The following is a 17,224-nucleotide window of genomic DNA, read 5'->3' on the forward strand; positions in this document are numbered from 1 at the left end:
GACAGGTTTGACGCTACGCAGCCGGAGAACAACAACATTTAATATAACCACTTACTAAACTCCAATAAGGTGTGCTCAGTACTAATGGTAATACGGCTATCCTTATTCTATGTTACTCGTTCAGCAGCTTTAATTCGTTACGAGCTTAATTAATTCAACAACGTATACTTGAACCGGACAGCTGACTTCACAAAGACCTATTTCTATACACCTAAAAAACTCATAATTACTTTTTTAGCTTCTGCTTTACTTGCAAATTTTGGCCGCAATTCTACTCGCTTTGCACCAGACCTCGTTAGCCAGTCCTTCCAGAACAATTTGATAATTTCCAAATCGGATGGGTGGGCACGGGTACCGTTAAGGCCCTCAGTACGGTCATATAGCTCCAGTACCAGAATCTCCAGGTCCTTTAGTAATGGGTTAGTTACGGCTTTGATTTTGTACGTAGGATGTTGTTGATAATACTTCAATAGGTTTTCCTCTCCTGAGCGCTGGAACGCTATCCTAAATTGGTTCACTTGACTACCACTTAAATTATACCCCCTCGCAAAACTACCTGTTTCGATATATCCGTCTGTAATCAGGATGAGAACATTTCTATACTTATTACGAAACCTTTTATTTCCCAATCTGCTCACGCTATTGGTTCTATTAACAACAGTCCCATCCACACCCTCTTGCAGGTAAGTCCAGATATCAGAGCCAAAGTGCCTACTTAAAGCCTTATCATAAGTTCTTTTAAACTCACTTTTCAGATTTTCCTTATCTTTCAAATAATACTTCCTTATGTACGCTATTCGTTCATTTTGCCTGCTTCCGAACCTGCCAAAATCCAACGCAGTACTATCTGTATTGATCTTGTATGCTGTAATCTGGTGCTTGTTAATAAAGTCTAGATGAAACTGGTCCAGCTGGTTCATAGAACGCCGATGGTTTAAAACTCTTGGATAAACGTTGTCGAGTATTAGATTAACGATTATCGAATCAGATACAGCTTTCGGATAAAGCCTGCTATTTAATCTGTTAGATAAATCCGGGGCTATTGTCACATTATAATGTTCAGTAGTAAAATCTGCTGAATGCGCAGCCCCGCCGTTTTTTTCGACTTTATTCGTACCACAATGACACCCCCCGGCGATCAACAGAGGGATAAAGATTAGGGAAAGTACCTTATTCATTACTTAGTTTTAACTCTAGCATCCATACTATCTATGTTCAATTTCTGATATTCCCACGCAATTGCCACTTCTGTAGCCGCAGCTGATTTGTCACTCGCTTTAGTAATCGAATATTCAGAATGTAGAAAATCGTTCCACCCCTCGAGGAAAATATTAATTCTGTCTTTCAAAGCGTTGACGGACACAGGCACATTATCATTTTCTATATGGCTTTTATAGATATCGGTGGTAGTTTCGATAACCTGAAGCTTGTTACTGAGATCATTCCGCCGACTTTCAAGCAAGTTGACTTTCTTTAGAGGCAAATTAGACAGTTCTCTTTCGGCCGACGTGACTTGCAAATTTTTTTGATTGACCTCCTGCTCCTTTACCTGCACTTCCGAGTTAACGGACGTTATTTCCTCTTGCAGAGCTTTTATATCCTCTTTCTTCTGAGCGATAAAGAGCCTGTTGCGCTGTCCGGCAACATCTGGATTTCGCTCGTCAAAAAAGTCGCTTATTTTTTCGAAACAAAATTTAAAAAGGATTAGGCCTAGTGCCCCCATGATGAAGACCAAATAGAAATTAATATCGCTGACAATGTTACTCAAGTGCCACTCAGTTGGATTCACTGCCGTTAAATTCTTTATTTCGTGAATTGCCTGAGCCACTTTAATTGCGATGAAAGTGTCGATCACAAAAACCCCCACCGTGAAACTTAGAACGTTAGCGAGAATTTTTCTCTTCATTATCTTGCTCAGAATAGCAAAAGTGAGCGGGACAAACACAAATAACAGAACAAAGACAACCGCCATAGAACCGTGATCAGCGGCTTTGGCAATCGCGTCGGGATTGAATACTTGAGGTGTCACAGCCTCGGCAGAAGTCCGCTGGGCAATCAACGCGTCTTCTTCACTGTAAAGCAGAATGTACGCAGCCGAAGAATAAAACATGGTAAGGTAAAGAAAGAGGGCAGTGGAAATAACTGCTGTCGAAATAATTTCGAACCATTTTATCCCCGGCTTTACAAATTCCAGCGATGCTTCCTTTATCACCGCCTCGATCTCTGATATTCGCCGCTTCAAAGATGGTATCTTGTTATCTTTCAGGTCTGCAACAACTGACTGAGTAACCAGTATTTCTGACTTAATGCCAATTATACTGTTATTCAAGTTATTCTGTGTGAAGTCTGACTCCTTCTCAATCGTTTCTAGCTGCAGTTCGCAAGTTTCACGTAACTGAGCCTCAGCCTTTGCCCGCTGCTCGTCTATTTTAGCGAGTAAGCGTCTTTTCTTATCTTCAATTACGTCAATGTCATTGATAAAGCCGTTATAAAGAGTGTCCAGTGCTTTGCTTAGGACTTGATGGTCCCCATTATTAGCTTGGGCTCGGTCATAACCTTGTTGTCGCAGGTTTTCGCGATTAAAAGAGCTGACTTCTGCAGCGATCATCGAGTCGAGCACCTTTTCGTAGTCCGATTTTTCCGGTCCCCGTTCCAAAGGCTTTGCTACTCTTTGCTCAGAAAGCACCTCTCTATCATCATTAAACTCCTCGCTCCCCAAAATCACTTTTGCCCTCTCTTTTATGCGGTGGAAATTATCAATGAGACTTTGGACTGTTTCCTTATGATCGGTTATAATAATGCTCTCATGATTATTATTTCTTGCGTTGACTGACCAATTGTAGGAGCCATGTAGCGCCCTTTTCTTATCAATCACACAAAACTTCTGATGCATAATTCCATAACCGACGTTTTTAATTTTTACTACAACCGCACCGAGACTGGTCAGTATAGCAAAATCCAGTTTTTCGTTCTCAGAATTATCAGCTATGACTATCTCAATACGTACGCCTTCCTGTAACTTATTCTTAAGAACATTGAAGATATCTTCGTCTGTGAACCACGAAACCGCTGCCAAAATTTCAAATTCTGCTGCATTAAGCTCACCCTCTAAACGTGCATAAATCTCTTTGTTGTTATGCAATACTTGTTGGTCTATGACATTTTGCTCTACCATCGCCTTTAAAAACATTAAAACTCCCCATTTCGGGGAGATATCGCTACAGTCAAAAGTAAGTCAAGCTAGAAACTCTTTTTTATGGGAACCCGTAAACTGTCGGGGTATACTCAGTTTCTATAATTCGCTTTACAATAGTCAAGTCAACGAAAGAAATAACTTTAATTACCCACTCCAATACCTATACCTCCGACATAACCTCCTTAAATTCGCTTCCTGCTTTACACCAGCATCCACATGAAACGTAGAACTTTCTCTACCATTACCGAGGAGATAGCACCTACTTGATTTTGGCTTATATGGCCATGAGCAGGCATTATAATTTACGGCATCCCGTAACATTATATTTGTTCATCTTTTTAAATTCGCGCATACTTCACACCTGACTTTACAGATGGTCATAGCCTATAAATTGAGGCAGACAGCTAGCAACGGGGCAGCTATTTACAGGTTATTTTAGCTTTCGCATATGTTTAAAGACTACCAAGAGTGTGTATTGGAATACTATAGAGAAAAAAGGAAACAGACCTTTTGGCACTCAACCTTCGTCTTCCTACTCCTGCCAAAATCAAAGATGAGTGCATCACCGTATGCGACTCCCGACATTTGAAGAGCGACGAAAAATTTCTTAAAGACTTCTTTGGGCCAAAAGCCGATATCAATGAGTATCGCGCAGCAATCAAGAGACACGAAACGGATCGATTCAGGCCATTATGCAATTTTCTAAAGGGTAAAATCGCAAACACAGAAGAAAAGAACACTGAACTGCTCGCATGGTTAATCGACTATCCCTCTCGCCCTTACCGCGCAGGATGGAGAGCGCCCAGAAAAGACGAGTCTAAACCTCCTATACACGGGCCAAAAGACAAAGAGGAGAATAACAGTCCCCTGCCCCCGCCCCCAACCGCGCCTCTGCCACCCGCTGCGCCAACATCTACAGGCAAACAAACTGACCAAGTCGATTCTTCCTTGGCCAAGAATATCTTCTCGAAACAAAAAGTGATATTGCTATTTGCACTCATAATGGTCTCTACTGTAGGGAGCGCAATCTATTTTAGGCCAAAACCAAAGGAATGCATGTATTGGACGGGAGATCGATACATCCCAGTCTCCTGTGATGCACAGATATTCAACAAAACGATTATCGCTCTGGATACAATGAAGGTTGCGCATTTCAAACGAATTACAAGACCAGACACGATTACCTTTAAAGCATTAGGCTTTGTATGGTATTCAAAGATCAACAACAAGGTTGAGTTCTTCACCGCAGATGGAGTAAATCCGGAACATTCGAAGAAAGAATTGAAGCGCGCCACAAAGTACATGATAAAAAAATACGCGATTCAGAATCACTAATTACGGTCTTCTAGCTATAAATCGAACCCTTCTTAAACAAGCAGGGCCGGAAAGATCCCCGGCCCTGCAGTATCCTGTGCTATGGAAGCGGGGGAAGTTGTCCGAGCTCTCCGCCGGTATCAGGCATCATTTGCTCGGTATTATCGTTTGCTGCTGTTGTACTTGCCTGGAACATAGGGGATCCTACTGCCATGAAAATGGCTATGAATAATTCTAACATTTCTTCAAGAATTTAAAAGTGAATAACTCCTGCAGGTGCTGCCGGAACCTTGTCCGCCTGCGGTACTGCAAACCAGATAAGAGGACTTCTCTTACATTTTTGGGAAGGAAAGCGTTGAACGTGGAAGCTTGCTACTGCTTCCCAACCAGTATTGGTCCGCCACGTTCTTCACTTTTATTAGAAAGCGGAGTGGTGCACCGGCCCTGTTAGCTACACAGGTCCTCATCCGATTTCTGAAGCAAATGTATAGGACCTTCAGGCGTTGAAACGCAGACGAATCCGAGGATTCCGATAATTCCGATAAGATTCCGAAGATGTCACACCCATTCCAGAAATGGCTTGTCTTCAGCTTTGGTTCTTCACATAACTTCTTTGCAAGGAAAAAAATTATTGGCAAGACACTGAGATGAGAGTAGCATCCCAACAGGCGAGAACACCTCAATTCTCATTCCAGAGCAACATCAGGGATGTAGCTGTTTACTAAAAGAGGCCACGTTATTGCAGCCTATATCGTGACATTGCAGCCATAGCATAGACAGACCGGTTCTAGCCGGTCCGGGATATGCTCTGACCGTGCAGGAACCGGTCTCGAGATGTTCTGGTTATGGAGGATAGGTTAGCGCAGAAAGCCAGACCTCTTATTCATCGAAGGGGGCGAAGGGCTCCCGGAAGGCAGGAACCGCATCCATCCCCAATTAAAGCCTCTATTCCTTTCGGTTATATCAAAACTCCACAGCCATCAGGTTTAGGCGCCCTTTTCCCTGACAAATCAGAAAAAAGTCCCCGACAGTCCTACAGCTCATTTCTTGATATCCTGGCTTCCCGTTCGCGCTGGTAGGCCGCCCATCGCTTTTTTACTTCGTCTGATGCAAGCCGGTACTCAGCAATCTTATCAGGATCAGCGGCGGCCAGGGCGAGCAGCAAGTCCGCTCGCTTTAAATCCCTGATGTAAGCGGGGGTTCCCGGTTGCTGTCTCCAGGAGTCCTTTGTACTTCCGGCGTCCACGGTGTCGAAACCAAGTTGGTTCACCAGTACCATGGTCAATCTCTTGTGAGCGACAACGTCTCCTGCTACCGGCAGCGCCACCCGCCCTTCATCGCCTTCAGGTTTACCCAATTCGCGCAGGCTTTTAGAAGTGATGTTGTTAAACGCCTTAACCACAGACAGGCCGATCGTCTCCTGCACCCACTCGCTGTCAGTCATCCCGTCCTCAATACCCCTAATTTGCCCATCACGCAGCTCCGGAAAATAATTGCAGGTATCAATGATCACAGCAGAATCGCGTACGTCAGAAAACAATGGACTTAGCTGCGGAACAGCAATCTGAGGTACGGAGATGATGATCACCTCTGCACGGTCGACAGCGTCTTTTGTAAACAAGGGCGTTGCACCCGTCTGCTCTGCGACAAACTTCAAACTGTACGGCCCCCTCGAATTGGCAATCGCCACGTCATGTCCTGCTCTTTGCAACTTCTCTGCGAATACAGACCCGACATTTCCAGCTCCAATGATGCTAATTTTCATAATGACACATCTTTTAATCCCTAATCTTATTGCTTGCGATAAATACTCATTAAGAGCATCGAAGGTATTTAAACCTTAAATTTGCGTCAATATGGTACTTTTTGGTATCACAGGAACGCATTGTATAGTATTATTGAAAACAAAGCACTTATGAAAATCACATCAGCAGAATATGATAATTCGAATACAATTTGCCCCCTCGATTATGCATTCAAAAGAATAGGAGGTAAATTTACAAGGACGGGTTATCCTGCATATTCATTGGAACGACAACGTGCTGCGCTACACCGAGCTGTTGCGATTGATCCGCGGAGTTACCCCTAAGATGCTCATGCATGCTCTTAAAGAACTTCAGGAGGATGGTTTGATTACCAGAACGGTGTACCCCGTGGTGCCGCCGCGGGTCGAATACAGCTTAACCAGCCAGGCAGAGAAGCTGGTCCCCTTTATTCTTTATCTCTCCGATTGGGCAAAGAGCAGTTACAGGCTAAATAGCGCGTGCCTGATGAAACCGAAAGCGACAAATGAGCATGGGGACAGCACGCTTCGATTCGCCTTACCCATTCCGCTTACTTTCAATTGTATAGGTAAAGGAATCGGCCCGATAACACCCAACATTATATTCGATAGGATTGTTGTAGACATCAAACACATACCTTTTCCTGACTAGCACCGGCATTCCATGTTTAATTTCCAGCTTGGAGGCAATAAAGCTGTCTGCTGCAGCTGCACTGATCTCTTCTTTCGATGTTTGAGCAACAATCCCGTAGTCTGACTCAAGGATCTCGTAAAGCGGCCGGTTATAATTTTCTGAAGCAGAGAGAGGAATCTGGGGATTAAATTCTGAAGTGAAATACACAAAAGGATACTCTTTTTTACCCCTTAAACGCTCCAGCCTCATCACCCTTGTCCCTTGTTTGATATCAAAAAAAGCAGCAGCTTCCGGAGATACTTCGTGCCTGAAGATCTGCAGTTCGAAATTGTGGATCTCTATTCCCAGGATCCTCATTTCCTCCGAAAAACTGAGCCAGTTACCGGCGCCGGTGAAAATCCTCTTATTTTCAACCCGTGTACCTACCCCCTTTTTTCTTACCAGCAAACCCTCGGTGACCAGGGTGTTAATTGCCTGGCGCAGGGTGTTCCTTGAGATCTTCAATTGTTCAGACAATTCGATCTCGTTCGGGAGAAGCTTCCCGTTTTTATATTCAGGCTTATTAATAAGCTCTCTTATAAGCGTTTCCGCCTGCTTATGCAGAGGCGTATGACTTTCATGGTTTATCTCAAGTATCATATCTTCCCTACAAATGTATAAAAATACCAGGATCGCTCTTGTTTTTTATGAAGGAAGATTTATATTTGCCATACGTTCAGTATGTATATACATATACATAAAAATGACTAAACATTTATGCCAATTTATAAATGAAAAGTTCATACAATAAGACTCCTACACTTCCGGTTCAGGGCTTCATTAAAAAAGGATGGAATGCCATCAGAGACTTTATAGCGCAACGGACCCCAGATAAGCAGGTGATCGCTATCGACTGCTATACCGGGACACACCACAGCGAACTAAAGCTGCAGTTCTCCCAATTGGAACATTCCCTGTTTGTTGATACAAAAGACCTTTTCATCTCGCAAGACGAGGCAGAGGCGCTGACAAAGCGGTTCATGACTGACGACGTACTCTTCGGACACATGTCCAACATTTCCCTGTCAGAATATTTCGATCCGGCAAAGCTCGATGCCGCCTGCAAAGAAATAAGCAGCACCAGGGGCCGCATCATTCTATTTGGCTCCGGCGCACAGTTGATTACAAAAAGCGACCTGCTTATCTATGCTGATATGCCACGGTGGGAGATTATACAGCGGATGCGTGGTCAGCAAGCTGAAGCTCTGGGAATAGATAATAGCAGGAAACCATTCTCTTTTCAATATAAGCGCGGGCTATTTAACGACTGGCGGGTACTCGACAGGCATAAAAGGTCTATCTATCCTTGCGTGGATTACTGGCTCGACACCGTTATTCCAAACGAGCCTAAGATGATTGACAAAAAGACATTTTACGCGGGAATGGATAAAGCAGCCTCATCACCATTCCGGGTGGTGCCCTTTTTCGACCCCGCTCCATGGGGAGGCCAATGGATGAAAGAAGTATGTAATCTGGACCAGTCCATCGCCAACTACGGCTGGTGTTTCGATTGTGTACCTGAAGAAAACAGCCTGCTGCTTGAGGTCGACAACATTGTATTCGAAATGCCTTCAGTTAATCTCGTGTACACAAGAAGCCGCGAACTCTTAGGTGAACCAGTGGAATCTCGCTTTGGAAAGGAATTTCCAATCCGGTTCGATTTCCTGGATACCGTCAAAGGCGGCAATCTCAGTTTACAGGTCCACCCTACCACTCAGTATGTGCAGGAAAATTTTGGATTGCACTACACCCAGGACGAGAGCTACTACATTATGGAAGCAGATGAAGGCGCAAATGTCTATCTCGGACTAAAGACAGGTGTCGACAAAGAAAGTATGATCAGCAATCTTGAAAAAGCAGAAGAGGGCCACCATATCTTCGATGCCGAAAAATACGTTAACCGGATTCCGCTGAAGAAACACGATCATTTCCTTATCCCCGCCGGCACCGTGCATTGTTCGGGAGCAAATTCCGTCGTACTAGAGATCAGCGCAACACCTAATCTGTTTACGTTCAAACTCTGGGACTGGGAGCGTCTGGGACTCGATGGCAAACCCAGGCCAATTAATGTACAGCGCGGCAAAGAAGTCATCGACTGGGAGCGCAACACGGAATATACGCAGGAAAACCTGGTAAACAGATTCGAGATCGTTGCAGAAGGGGACGGCTGGAAAGAAGAGAAAACCGGGCTTCATCGTAACCAGTTTATTGAAACGCGCCGTCATACATTTACCGGGCCGGTAACCCACTACACCAACGAAAGCGTAAATGTGATCAACCTCGTAGACGGCGAGGAAATCATCATCGAAAGTCCTGCAAATGCATTCGATCCCCTGGTCATTCACTATGCTGAAACCTTCATCGTCCCCGCTTCAGCAGGCGAATATACCATCCGTCCCTATGGGTCCTCGGAGGGTAAAGAATGTAAAACTATAAAGGCCTCTGTAAGAATTTAATTAAGCATCAGCTACAATGGATCACGCACATCCTCAAAAGAAATTCGCAGTATTTTTCCCCGTGTTCCTAAGCTTCTTTGTGATGGGCTTTGTGGACATCGTGGGCGTAGCTACAAGTTATATTAAGAAAGACTTTGGCCTGTCTGACTCAATGGCGAACCTCATACCCATGATGGTATTCGTATGGTTTGCTGTATTTTCTATTCCGACGGTCCTTCTGATGGGCAAAATAGGCCGGAAGAAAACCGTCCTGATATCCTTGTGTATCACGTCGGCAGCCCTGCTCGTTCCACTGGGCTTCTATGACTATTTCGGAATGCTGGTTTCTTTCGCACTTTTAGGTATCGGGAATACGGTCCTGCAGGTATCACTTAATCCACTGGCAGCGGCAATCGTAAGTCGCGAAAGGCTGGCAAGCACACTATCGATGGGCCAGTTTATTAAAGCTGTATCCTCTTTTCTGGGCCCGGTAATAATGGCGTTCTCGGCAAGCTGGCTAAACAACTGGCACACAGCATTTCTAATTTACTGCGTCATCACCATCCTTTCCATTTTGGTTCTCAGCTCCTTAAAAACAAACGAAACGGCCACCTCAGAAACGCCGCAAAACCCATCGTCTTTCAAGCAGCTCCCTGCCCTCTTCAACGACCGGTACCTGGTCTCCTGCGTAATCGTCATTCTCCTGATTGTCGGCATAGATGTGGGCTTAAATACCAGCATTCCCAAGCTCCTGATGGAGCGCCTTGACTTAGATCTGGATGATGCCGCATTAGGAACAAGCCTCTATTTCGCATCGCGCACCATTGGTACTTTCATCGGAGCACTCCTTTTAATCAAGCTCTCACCTGTCAGGTTCCTGCGTGTAACATTAATAGTTGCGATCCTCGCCTTCATAGGCTTGATGTTCTCGTCATCCTTCTGGCCGCTGCTGGCACTCATCACCGTTATCGGACTAGCTTGTGCAAACGTGTTCTCCATTATTTTCTCCCTGGCTCTGAAACACGACATGAGTCATTCAAACGAAATATCAGCCCTGATGGTAATGGGGGTTTCCGGAGGTGCATTACTTTCTCCGTTACAAGGACTCATTACCGATCAGTGGAACTTCACATCCGGTATGTCCGTGATCCTAATCAGCTTAATGATTGCAGGCTTTATCTCATTTAAATTCAAATCGTGATGTCTGTATATAAGCATGATAACCGCATTGTAGTAACTCTGGATGCCGGCGGCACCAATTTGAAGACTGGACCGGTGCAAAGCAGCCCAGATATTATTCCCTGCTTATGCAGGCAGCTGTTGTCGAATCCTACGGAGCTTTAGGTGTATATAAAAAGGAAAAAGTAAATTAAGAAAAGCAGATTTCCCATCGTTATGATAAAAGCAATTAATCGAACTACTTGTACATTGCGCACCATGTTACAAAAAACTGTAGGTCATATATTCTTACTAACTATCATTGCGCAGCTCCTTTCATGTGCAAACCTCAAAGAAACATCGTCGCCCAGGCTATCGGAGTATGTAAGTCCAAACATCGGCTCGGTGCACAGCAGGTGGTTTTTTTATACCCCGGCAGCCGTGCCCTTCGGAATGGCCAAGTTAGGCGCCTCCACAAATGGAAGCTATGGCAATAAGCAAGGCTGGGAAGCCGTAGGCTATGAAGACATCCATTCGTCTATAGAGGGATTTCCGATTTTCCACGAATTTCAGGTAGGCGGCGTCATGCTGATGCCGGTAGTAGGCGAATTGAAAACTACTCCGGGCACGCTGGAACATCCTGAAAACGGCTACCGCTCACCCTTTAAGAAAGAAAACGAGCACGCCACGTCGGGATTCTATTCGGTCGTTTTAGACAAGTACAACACGAAGGTAGAACTAACGGCAACAGACCGTGTAGGCTTTCAGCGCTATACATTCCCCAAGTCCGACCAGTCGTATATCCTCTTCGACATAGGCACCCAGCTTGGGGAAAGCGGCGCAATAAGAGATGCCTACATCAAAATGGTTGATGAAACCACTATCGAAGGCTATGTCATTACAAAGCCCGAATATGTAAAAAAATATCAGCCTGACGCAGAAGTGAATATGTACTTCTATGCAAAACTAAGCCGGCCAGCGACCGAAGTAAAAGTCTTCAAAAGAGGCGAACAGCCCGTATCTCAAAAGACTATTAAAGGTGTAGGCGCCTGTATGGCCGTAGTGTATAAAACTTCAGCCGACGAGCAGATCACAGTAAAAATTGGTCAGTCCTATACATCCATTGAGAATGCAAAGCTCAACTACAACACCGAAGCCCTGAAAATGGACTTCAATACAGCCAAAAGGGAAGCACTTGGCAGGTGGAATGAAGCTTTAGGACGTGTAAAAGCCGAAGGTGGCACTCACAACGATAAAGTAAAGTTCTATACCGGCTTGTACCATGCATTACTAGGACGAGGCCTGGCAAGCGATGTTAACGGAGCCTACCCTAAAAATGATGGAACAGTCGGACACATCCCGCCCGGCCAAAACAAGCGGCCGGCATACAATTACTATAATTCCGACGCCATATGGGGAGGATCATGGAATCTCACCCAATTATGGGCCTTAGCCTATCCCGAATACTACTCAGACTGGGTGCAGAGCCAGTTATTGGTTTACAAAGAAACAGGCTGGCTGGGCGACGGTATAGCGAACAGCAAATATGTATCAGGCGTCGGAACGAATTTCACGAGCCTGGCTATTGCAGCGGCATATAATTGCGGCATACGCGATTTTGACTATAAGTTAGGCTACGAAGCTGCATTTAAAAACGAGACCGAGGGAAAAGGTCGCCCTGCAGGAGCAGGAAAACTGGATGTCGGATCGTTCGTAAAACGCGGATATTGCCCCTATATCCCAAGTGATGATTATTTCATTACGAAGCAGGAAGAAGGTTCCGTATTTGGCGCCTCTCATACACTCGAGTATTCATATAGCAGTTATGCAGTCGCACAATTTGCAAAACATCTGGGCAAAGAGAACGATTATAAGCTGCTTTCAAAAATGGCTTCCAACTGGGAAAACCTGTTCGATCCGCAAAGCAGACTAATGAGGCCCCGAACTACCGACGGGAACTTCCTCAAGAACTTCAAACCGCTTGCCGCCTGGGAAGGCTTCCAGGAAGGAAATGCCATCCAATATACATTCTACGTCCCTCACGAACCCCAGAAGCTGATCAGCAAGATCGGACAGGAATCTTTCAACAACCGCCTTGACAGCATCTTTATCCTTTCCCAGAACGACACTTTTGGAGGAGGAAAAACAGTCAATGCCTTTGCGGGAGTGCACGCGCTCTATAATCATGGCAATCAGCCGAACCTGCATATATCCTGGCTGTTCAACTTTTCCGGCAAACCCTACCTGACACAGAAATGGGTACGCACCATCTGTAACGAGTTTTATGGTACGGAAGGCCTGCACGGATACGGCTATGGACAGGACGAAGATCAGGGCCAGTTAGGAGCATGGTACGTGATGGCCGGCATGGGGCTCTTTGATGTTAAAGGCCTCACACAAATCAACCCCGAGTTCCAGATAGGCAGTCCCCTGTTCAGCCGGATCGAAATCAAACTGAATAAGAAGTATCACAAAGGCGACAAATTCGTGATTGAGGCAGAAAACAATTCGCCCGGCAATATCTATGTGCAGTCCATTAACAACAATGGCAAAGAACAAAATTCCGTATCTATCCCCTTTGCTGATGTTGTAAAAGGCGGAAAGCTGAAATTAAAAATGGGTAACAAGCCAAACACGAATCTGAAACTTCAGGATTAAATCGAGCAAACACCTACCTGACGAGCGGGCGGAGGTTATGCCTGGCAAGTCGCGGTCCTTTCTCTTTAAGGTCCCCGGAGTGCCAGTCTCAACCTCCGCCCCCTCGCATATTATTGAGCGGCGGCCCACGACGATCCCAGGACCTGGAATACATGCAGCCTCGTTTCAGCGAACATACTGAACTCGCCGCGTGTTGGAAGACCTGTGCATCGCTAAAGACCTTTGCCGCGGCATAAAAACCACTAAGACGATTGCCTATTTACCCGCTGACGAAACCCAAGACAGGTGAGAGATTAGTGGCAGCCTCGTTATAGTCAGAACCGACTCAGGACCGAGTCAGGACCGAGTCAGCACCGAGTCAGGAACGACTCATGCCGGTTCTGAATCGGTTGCAATACGGTCCTGTTTTACTCTTGCTTTTCTCCTGTGCGCTCTATGTCCCTGATCATGTACGAATCAGTCTTTGACCGGTACCAAAATTATCACCAGCCAGCAGGAACTACTACCCTCTTTGCCGTTCCGGCAAGATCATCATCATTAACCCGAGCAGGATACGCTCTCCGTCGCGCGGATCAATATTGCCGGGTTTGTCCACTCTGAATTGCCTTCCAAAGAATGACGATTCCTTTGACAGTCGGCAACTACCGCACCGCTGGCATCTGTAGCCGCATACAGCTAATGAAAATCATGTTGAAGTCTATTCAGCGAACCGCATTGATCTGATCAAGCAGCTATGTCTTGCTCTCATCTGAGTAGATCATAATAGTTTCTTCGAGCTTAAACATCTCTGGCCTACATAAGCGGTCATACGGCCGAAGGCATCTTTGGCAATAAAATCCCTGGCAAAGGGCCTTATCCTGAATTGGAAAGAGATCAGGAACTGTAGCTGCGTCATTTCAATACCAGCAGCATTTTGGAAGGTTTTGGTGTCTTCCATCGCAGTGTATTTTTTGCGGGCGATATAACACTGATTCGGTTGTGAATGAATTTGTGAAGCCGACTTAAGGTCGCTTAAATGATCCTAAAAACTGAAATGTTTAATATAATAACCAGGAAAAGAGAAAAGGGATGTCCAATGAGGTATAGGATGCGGGATCGCTGAAAGGGCCTCTTGCTCCTGTAGCTATCCCTGGTCTTGAATTTCGCCTGAAGCCACGGCGTCGTACTGCATAATCCAATCCAGCGGAATGAACTTTTCCATCCTCCACTCCCCTTTATCAAATTCGAACCCGTACTCATGGTCAAAGCCGCGATCCATTGAAAACGACAGCAGTAACCGGTCTCTGGTGTGTATTTCCAGCGCTACGTCAAAAACATTTCCCTTGTTCAACATTTGCAACAATCGGGCGTAGTTATCTGCGTAGTGCCTGGACAATTCCCAAAATGGAAAGAAGGCTTCTCCTACAATCATTTCATGCTTACCTTCAACAAACTTATATAACGTCCAGGAGTTTTGTAAATACTCGCCTTCTTTCTTACTGCAGGTGCAGAGCTTTAACTTATCTGATACTTTACACATTACGTTATGCGCTGAAATTTCACTGTGTCTTGAATTTGATCCTTTCCATTTAAGACCCCACAGTGCCCGTCTCAACCTCTCCCGCTCGCATATAATTGGCAATGATCACTCCCTTTGCTGTAACAGCACTTTCTTTTAGTGTAAAGGCTGCAGGAATTGCGCTGCTGTCGAACAACTTTTTTCCATGACCAAGAGTCAGGGGGTGAATGATCAGCCAGAGCTCATCAACGAGATCATTCTTGAACAACAGTTGCACAAGCTTGCTGCTGCCCCACACCCGAATGTCGGAGCCGTTTGAGTTCTTTAGATCTTCGATATCGGCCAGGCTGCTCAAGAACACCGAGTTCATCCAGTCTGAATTTTTCCTGCTCGCTGACAAAACGTATTTCGTAACCTCGTTGATGCCCGGCCAGTATTGTTCATGTCGCGGCCAGTAGCTTTCCCAAATATCAAAGGTCTTTCTGCCTAACAAAAGGTCCGACGGACTCATGAGCCTTTGCATGAGCTCACCACCAACCTCGTCATCGTATGGTGCCAGCCAACCGCCATATTTGAAACCCTCTGATGTATCTTCATCCGGCGCTCCCGGGCCCTGCATCACGCCATCGAGAGTAATCATGGAGATAACAATCAGCTTTCTCATGGGAATTAATCTTTCAAGATAATATCATCTTCCATATCCACCACCATCTGGTGGATCTCCACATCAAACCATTCCTTAAATAGCTTAAACGTCCGCTTTTGCGGCCAATCGTTCTCATCTAGCCACCAATCGGTCAGCTCGCTCCGGAAAATCTTGTCGAAGTTCCTTCGGAGCCACCGTTCTACTGCTTCCGGTGTATCCTTCTCGCTGAGGAGATAAACCTTCCCCTCTTTTAAGTCCAGCAGCGGCCTTTCATTAGGAGTCAAACTGTTTGACCAATCAAGAAGAGGCTTCTTGGGTTTCACCACGATGGCATCGCGATTGACCATATCGAAGTAGTCCAGATCATCTTCCATTTCTTCCATGCTATTCCTTTTTATTATGTCCACCTTGTATCGAGGTACTCTCAGCAGCTCGCAGTATGCACCGATAAAAGCAAAACTGCGAAGCTACCGAAAAACATAAAGTTAGTAATTTTAGAGCGACATGGGTACTACCCTCTTTGCCGTTCCAACAAGATCATCATCATTAACCCGAGCAGGATACGCTCTCCGTCGCGCGGATCAATATTGCCGAGCTTGTCTACTCTAAATTGTCTCCCGAAGAATGACGACTCCTTTGACAGACGGGCAACTACCGCACCGCTGGCATCTGTAACCGCATACCGGGGATGGAACATGTATCCGGTAAACAGGCCCATAATAGGAATTTCGGAGAGCAGGGAATCAAAAACCTTGGCCCATGGGTTTTCTTCCCGGATGTTGAAGTCAAGATTCTTGCCCTGATCGAAGATCTGATAGCTGGCCTTCCAGAAAGATTTCATTCCTTTCCGCCCTACGCTGCCTATCCGGACACCTTTCGCATCGGAAAACGCATAATTTGCGTTGAAGTCTATCCAGCGGTCCGCATTGATCTGATAAAGCAGCTCGGTCTTGCTCTCATCCGAGTAGATCATAATAGCTTCCTTGAGCTTAAACATTTTCTGGCGGACATAAGCGATCGTCCGGCCAGAGGCGTCCTTTGCAATAAAATCATTGGCAAGGGTCTTTATCCTGAACTGGAAGGAGATTGGGAACTGTAGCTTTGTCATTTCAATACCAGCAGCATTTTGCTGGTCTAAGGTTTGGTTGTCTTCCATCATAGTATATCTTTTTTGCGCGGGCAAATATAGCACTAATTCGTTTGTGAAGAAATTTGTAAAAGTCAGCCCGGAGACCGATAACTTAACAAAACGGCATTCATAATGTTATAACAAAATTATAACTTTGTAATATGGTGGTACGAGTAAGAAAGATCGGGAATTCAACGGGAATACTCCTATCAAAAAGCATGATAGAACAGTGTCAGATAAAAGACGAAGTGGATATAGAGGTGAAGAATGACAGCATTGTTATAAAGGCCGTCAAAAAGAAGCCCAGGCATGATTGGGAAGAACAGTTTCAAGCAGCTCATTCCGCTGCTGACAAGGAAAGCCTTATGGGCGACTTTAACAATCAGTTTGACGAAGATGAATGGACATGGTAATCAAGCGCTTTGACGTTTATTTCATCGACCTGGATCCGACTGTCGGAAGTGAAATAAAAAAGACACGACCTTGCGTGATCATATCACCCGACGAGGTCAACAGATCACTTAACACGGTCATCGTTGCTCCCCTGACTTCCACCATTCGCCGCTACCCTACCAGAGTTGACTGCATAATTGATAAAAAGAGCGGACAAGTAGCTTTAGATCAGCTAAGAGCAATAGATAAGACCAGACTTGGCCAGAAGCTGGGAAGACTTGATACCGGCAGCTGTGACATAATCTTGGAAACCTTACAGGCTCTCTTTAGTTAGCAGAAAC

17 protein-coding genes are annotated in these 17,224 nt (G+C 45.3%); 7 read left to right on the forward strand and 10 right to left on the reverse strand.

Translation table 11 applies throughout. The features are described from left to right. Window positions 1–203 precede the first annotated feature (203 nt). Window positions 204–1,178, reverse strand: coding sequence for a hypothetical protein (locus ACES2C_RS18160; RefSeq protein ID WP_374164474.1), 975 nt, complete (start codon window positions 1,176–1,178; stop codon window positions 204–206). Beyond that, a complete protein-coding gene (locus ACES2C_RS18165) occupies window positions 1,178–3,175 on the reverse strand; it encodes a phospholipase D-like domain-containing protein (protein WP_374164475.1) in 1,998 nt (665 codons plus the stop codon). The genes ACES2C_RS18160 and ACES2C_RS18165 overlap by 1 nt, the downstream gene beginning before the upstream one ends. Window positions 3,176–3,781: 606 nt before the next feature. On the opposite strand from ACES2C_RS18165, the gene ACES2C_RS18170 reads away from it, so the two are divergent. Further along, window positions 3,782–4,531, forward strand: coding sequence for a hypothetical protein (locus ACES2C_RS18170; protein WP_374164476.1), 750 nt, complete (start codon window positions 3,782–3,784; stop codon window positions 4,529–4,531). A gap of 79 nt (window positions 4,532–4,610) precedes the next feature. Here ACES2C_RS18170 and ACES2C_RS18175 read toward each other — a convergent pair whose 3' ends face one another. Together ACES2C_RS18175 and ACES2C_RS18180 are read right to left on the reverse strand one after the other, a co-directional pair. Then, entirely contained in the window at window positions 4,611–4,751 is a 141-nt protein-coding gene (locus ACES2C_RS18175; protein ID WP_374164477.1) for a hypothetical protein, read from the reverse strand. Between the two features lie 792 nt (window positions 4,752–5,543). Continuing rightward, window positions 5,544–6,275 carry an NADPH-dependent F420 reductase gene (locus ACES2C_RS18180; RefSeq protein WP_374164478.1) on the reverse strand — a complete coding sequence of 244 codons (732 nt, stop codon included), beginning with the start codon at window positions 6,273–6,275 and terminating at the stop codon, window positions 5,544–5,546. 256 nt (window positions 6,276–6,531) lie between these two features. Here ACES2C_RS18180 and ACES2C_RS18185 point away from each other — a divergent pair, with 256 nt between their 5' ends. After that, on the forward strand, window positions 6,532–6,945 hold the full coding sequence (locus ACES2C_RS18185; RefSeq protein ID WP_374166984.1) for a winged helix-turn-helix transcriptional regulator: 414 nt from the start codon (window positions 6,532–6,534) through the stop codon (window positions 6,943–6,945). Here the strand turns inward: ACES2C_RS18185 and ACES2C_RS18190 are convergent. After that, the gene (locus ACES2C_RS18190) at window positions 6,832–7,566 is read right to left on the reverse strand and encodes a GntR family transcriptional regulator (RefSeq protein WP_374164479.1); all 735 of its coding nucleotides are present in this window, start codon (window positions 7,564–7,566) and stop codon (window positions 6,832–6,834) included. The genes ACES2C_RS18185 and ACES2C_RS18190 overlap by 114 nt on opposite strands. Before the next feature lie 131 nt (window positions 7,567–7,697). On the opposite strand from ACES2C_RS18190, the gene ACES2C_RS18195 reads away from it, so the two are divergent. The 3 genes from ACES2C_RS18195 to ACES2C_RS18205 all read left to right on the forward strand — a co-directional run bounded on the left by ACES2C_RS18195 (window position 7,698) and on the right by ACES2C_RS18205 (window position 13,217). Next, complete coding sequence (locus ACES2C_RS18195; RefSeq protein WP_374164480.1) at window positions 7,698–9,422, forward strand: class I mannose-6-phosphate isomerase; 1,725 nt, start codon at window positions 7,698–7,700, stop codon at window positions 9,420–9,422. A gap of 16 nt (window positions 9,423–9,438) precedes the next feature. Next, entirely contained in the window at window positions 9,439–10,602 is a 1,164-nt protein-coding gene (locus ACES2C_RS18200) for a sugar MFS transporter (protein WP_374164481.1), read from the forward strand. Window positions 10,603–10,838: 236 nt separating this feature from the next. After that, a complete protein-coding gene (locus ACES2C_RS18205; RefSeq protein WP_374164482.1) occupies window positions 10,839–13,217 on the forward strand; it encodes a GH92 family glycosyl hydrolase in 2,379 nt (792 codons plus the stop codon). Window positions 13,218–13,974: 757 nt separating this feature from the next. Here ACES2C_RS18205 and ACES2C_RS18210 read toward each other — a convergent pair. The 5 genes from ACES2C_RS18210 to ACES2C_RS18230 all read right to left on the reverse strand — a co-directional run bounded on the left by ACES2C_RS18210 (window position 13,975) and on the right by ACES2C_RS18230 (window position 16,520). Continuing rightward, window positions 13,975–14,154, reverse strand: a complete 180-nt coding sequence (locus ACES2C_RS18210) for a hypothetical protein (protein WP_374164483.1) — start codon at window positions 14,152–14,154, stop codon at window positions 13,975–13,977. Between the two features lie 186 nt (window positions 14,155–14,340). Then, the gene (locus tag ACES2C_RS18215; RefSeq protein WP_374164484.1) at window positions 14,341–14,736 is read right to left on the reverse strand and encodes a hypothetical protein; all 396 of its coding nucleotides are present in this window, start codon (window positions 14,734–14,736) and stop codon (window positions 14,341–14,343) included. A gap of 49 nt (window positions 14,737–14,785) precedes the next feature. Continuing rightward, entirely contained in the window at window positions 14,786–15,379 is a 594-nt protein-coding gene (locus tag ACES2C_RS18220; protein WP_374164485.1) for a dihydrofolate reductase family protein, read from the reverse strand. A gap of 5 nt (window positions 15,380–15,384) precedes the next feature. Then, window positions 15,385–15,768 carry a hypothetical protein gene (locus ACES2C_RS18225; RefSeq protein ID WP_374164486.1) on the reverse strand — a complete coding sequence of 128 codons (384 nt, stop codon included), beginning with the start codon at window positions 15,766–15,768 and terminating at the stop codon, window positions 15,385–15,387. 104 nt (window positions 15,769–15,872) lie between these two features. Continuing rightward, entirely contained in the window at window positions 15,873–16,520 is a 648-nt protein-coding gene (locus tag ACES2C_RS18230; RefSeq protein ID WP_374164487.1) for a hypothetical protein, read from the reverse strand. Window positions 16,521–16,651: 131 nt separating this feature from the next. Here ACES2C_RS18230 and ACES2C_RS18235 point away from each other — a divergent pair, with 131 nt between their 5' ends. Together ACES2C_RS18235 and ACES2C_RS18240 are read left to right on the forward strand one after the other, a co-directional pair. After that, window positions 16,652–16,903: a hypothetical protein gene (locus tag ACES2C_RS18235; protein ID WP_374164488.1), complete on the forward strand. Its 252-nt coding sequence runs from the start codon at window positions 16,652–16,654 to the stop codon at window positions 16,901–16,903. Beyond that, window positions 16,891–17,217 carry a type II toxin-antitoxin system PemK/MazF family toxin gene (locus ACES2C_RS18240; protein ID WP_374164489.1) on the forward strand — a complete coding sequence of 109 codons (327 nt, stop codon included), beginning with the start codon at window positions 16,891–16,893 and terminating at the stop codon, window positions 17,215–17,217. The genes ACES2C_RS18235 and ACES2C_RS18240 overlap by 13 nt, the downstream gene beginning before the upstream one ends. The last annotated feature ends 7 nt before the right edge of the window (window positions 17,218–17,224 follow it).

Source organism: Arcticibacter sp. MXS-1 (assembly GCF_041902385.1).
Lineage (GTDB): Bacteria > Bacteroidota > Bacteroidia > Sphingobacteriales > Sphingobacteriaceae > Arcticibacter.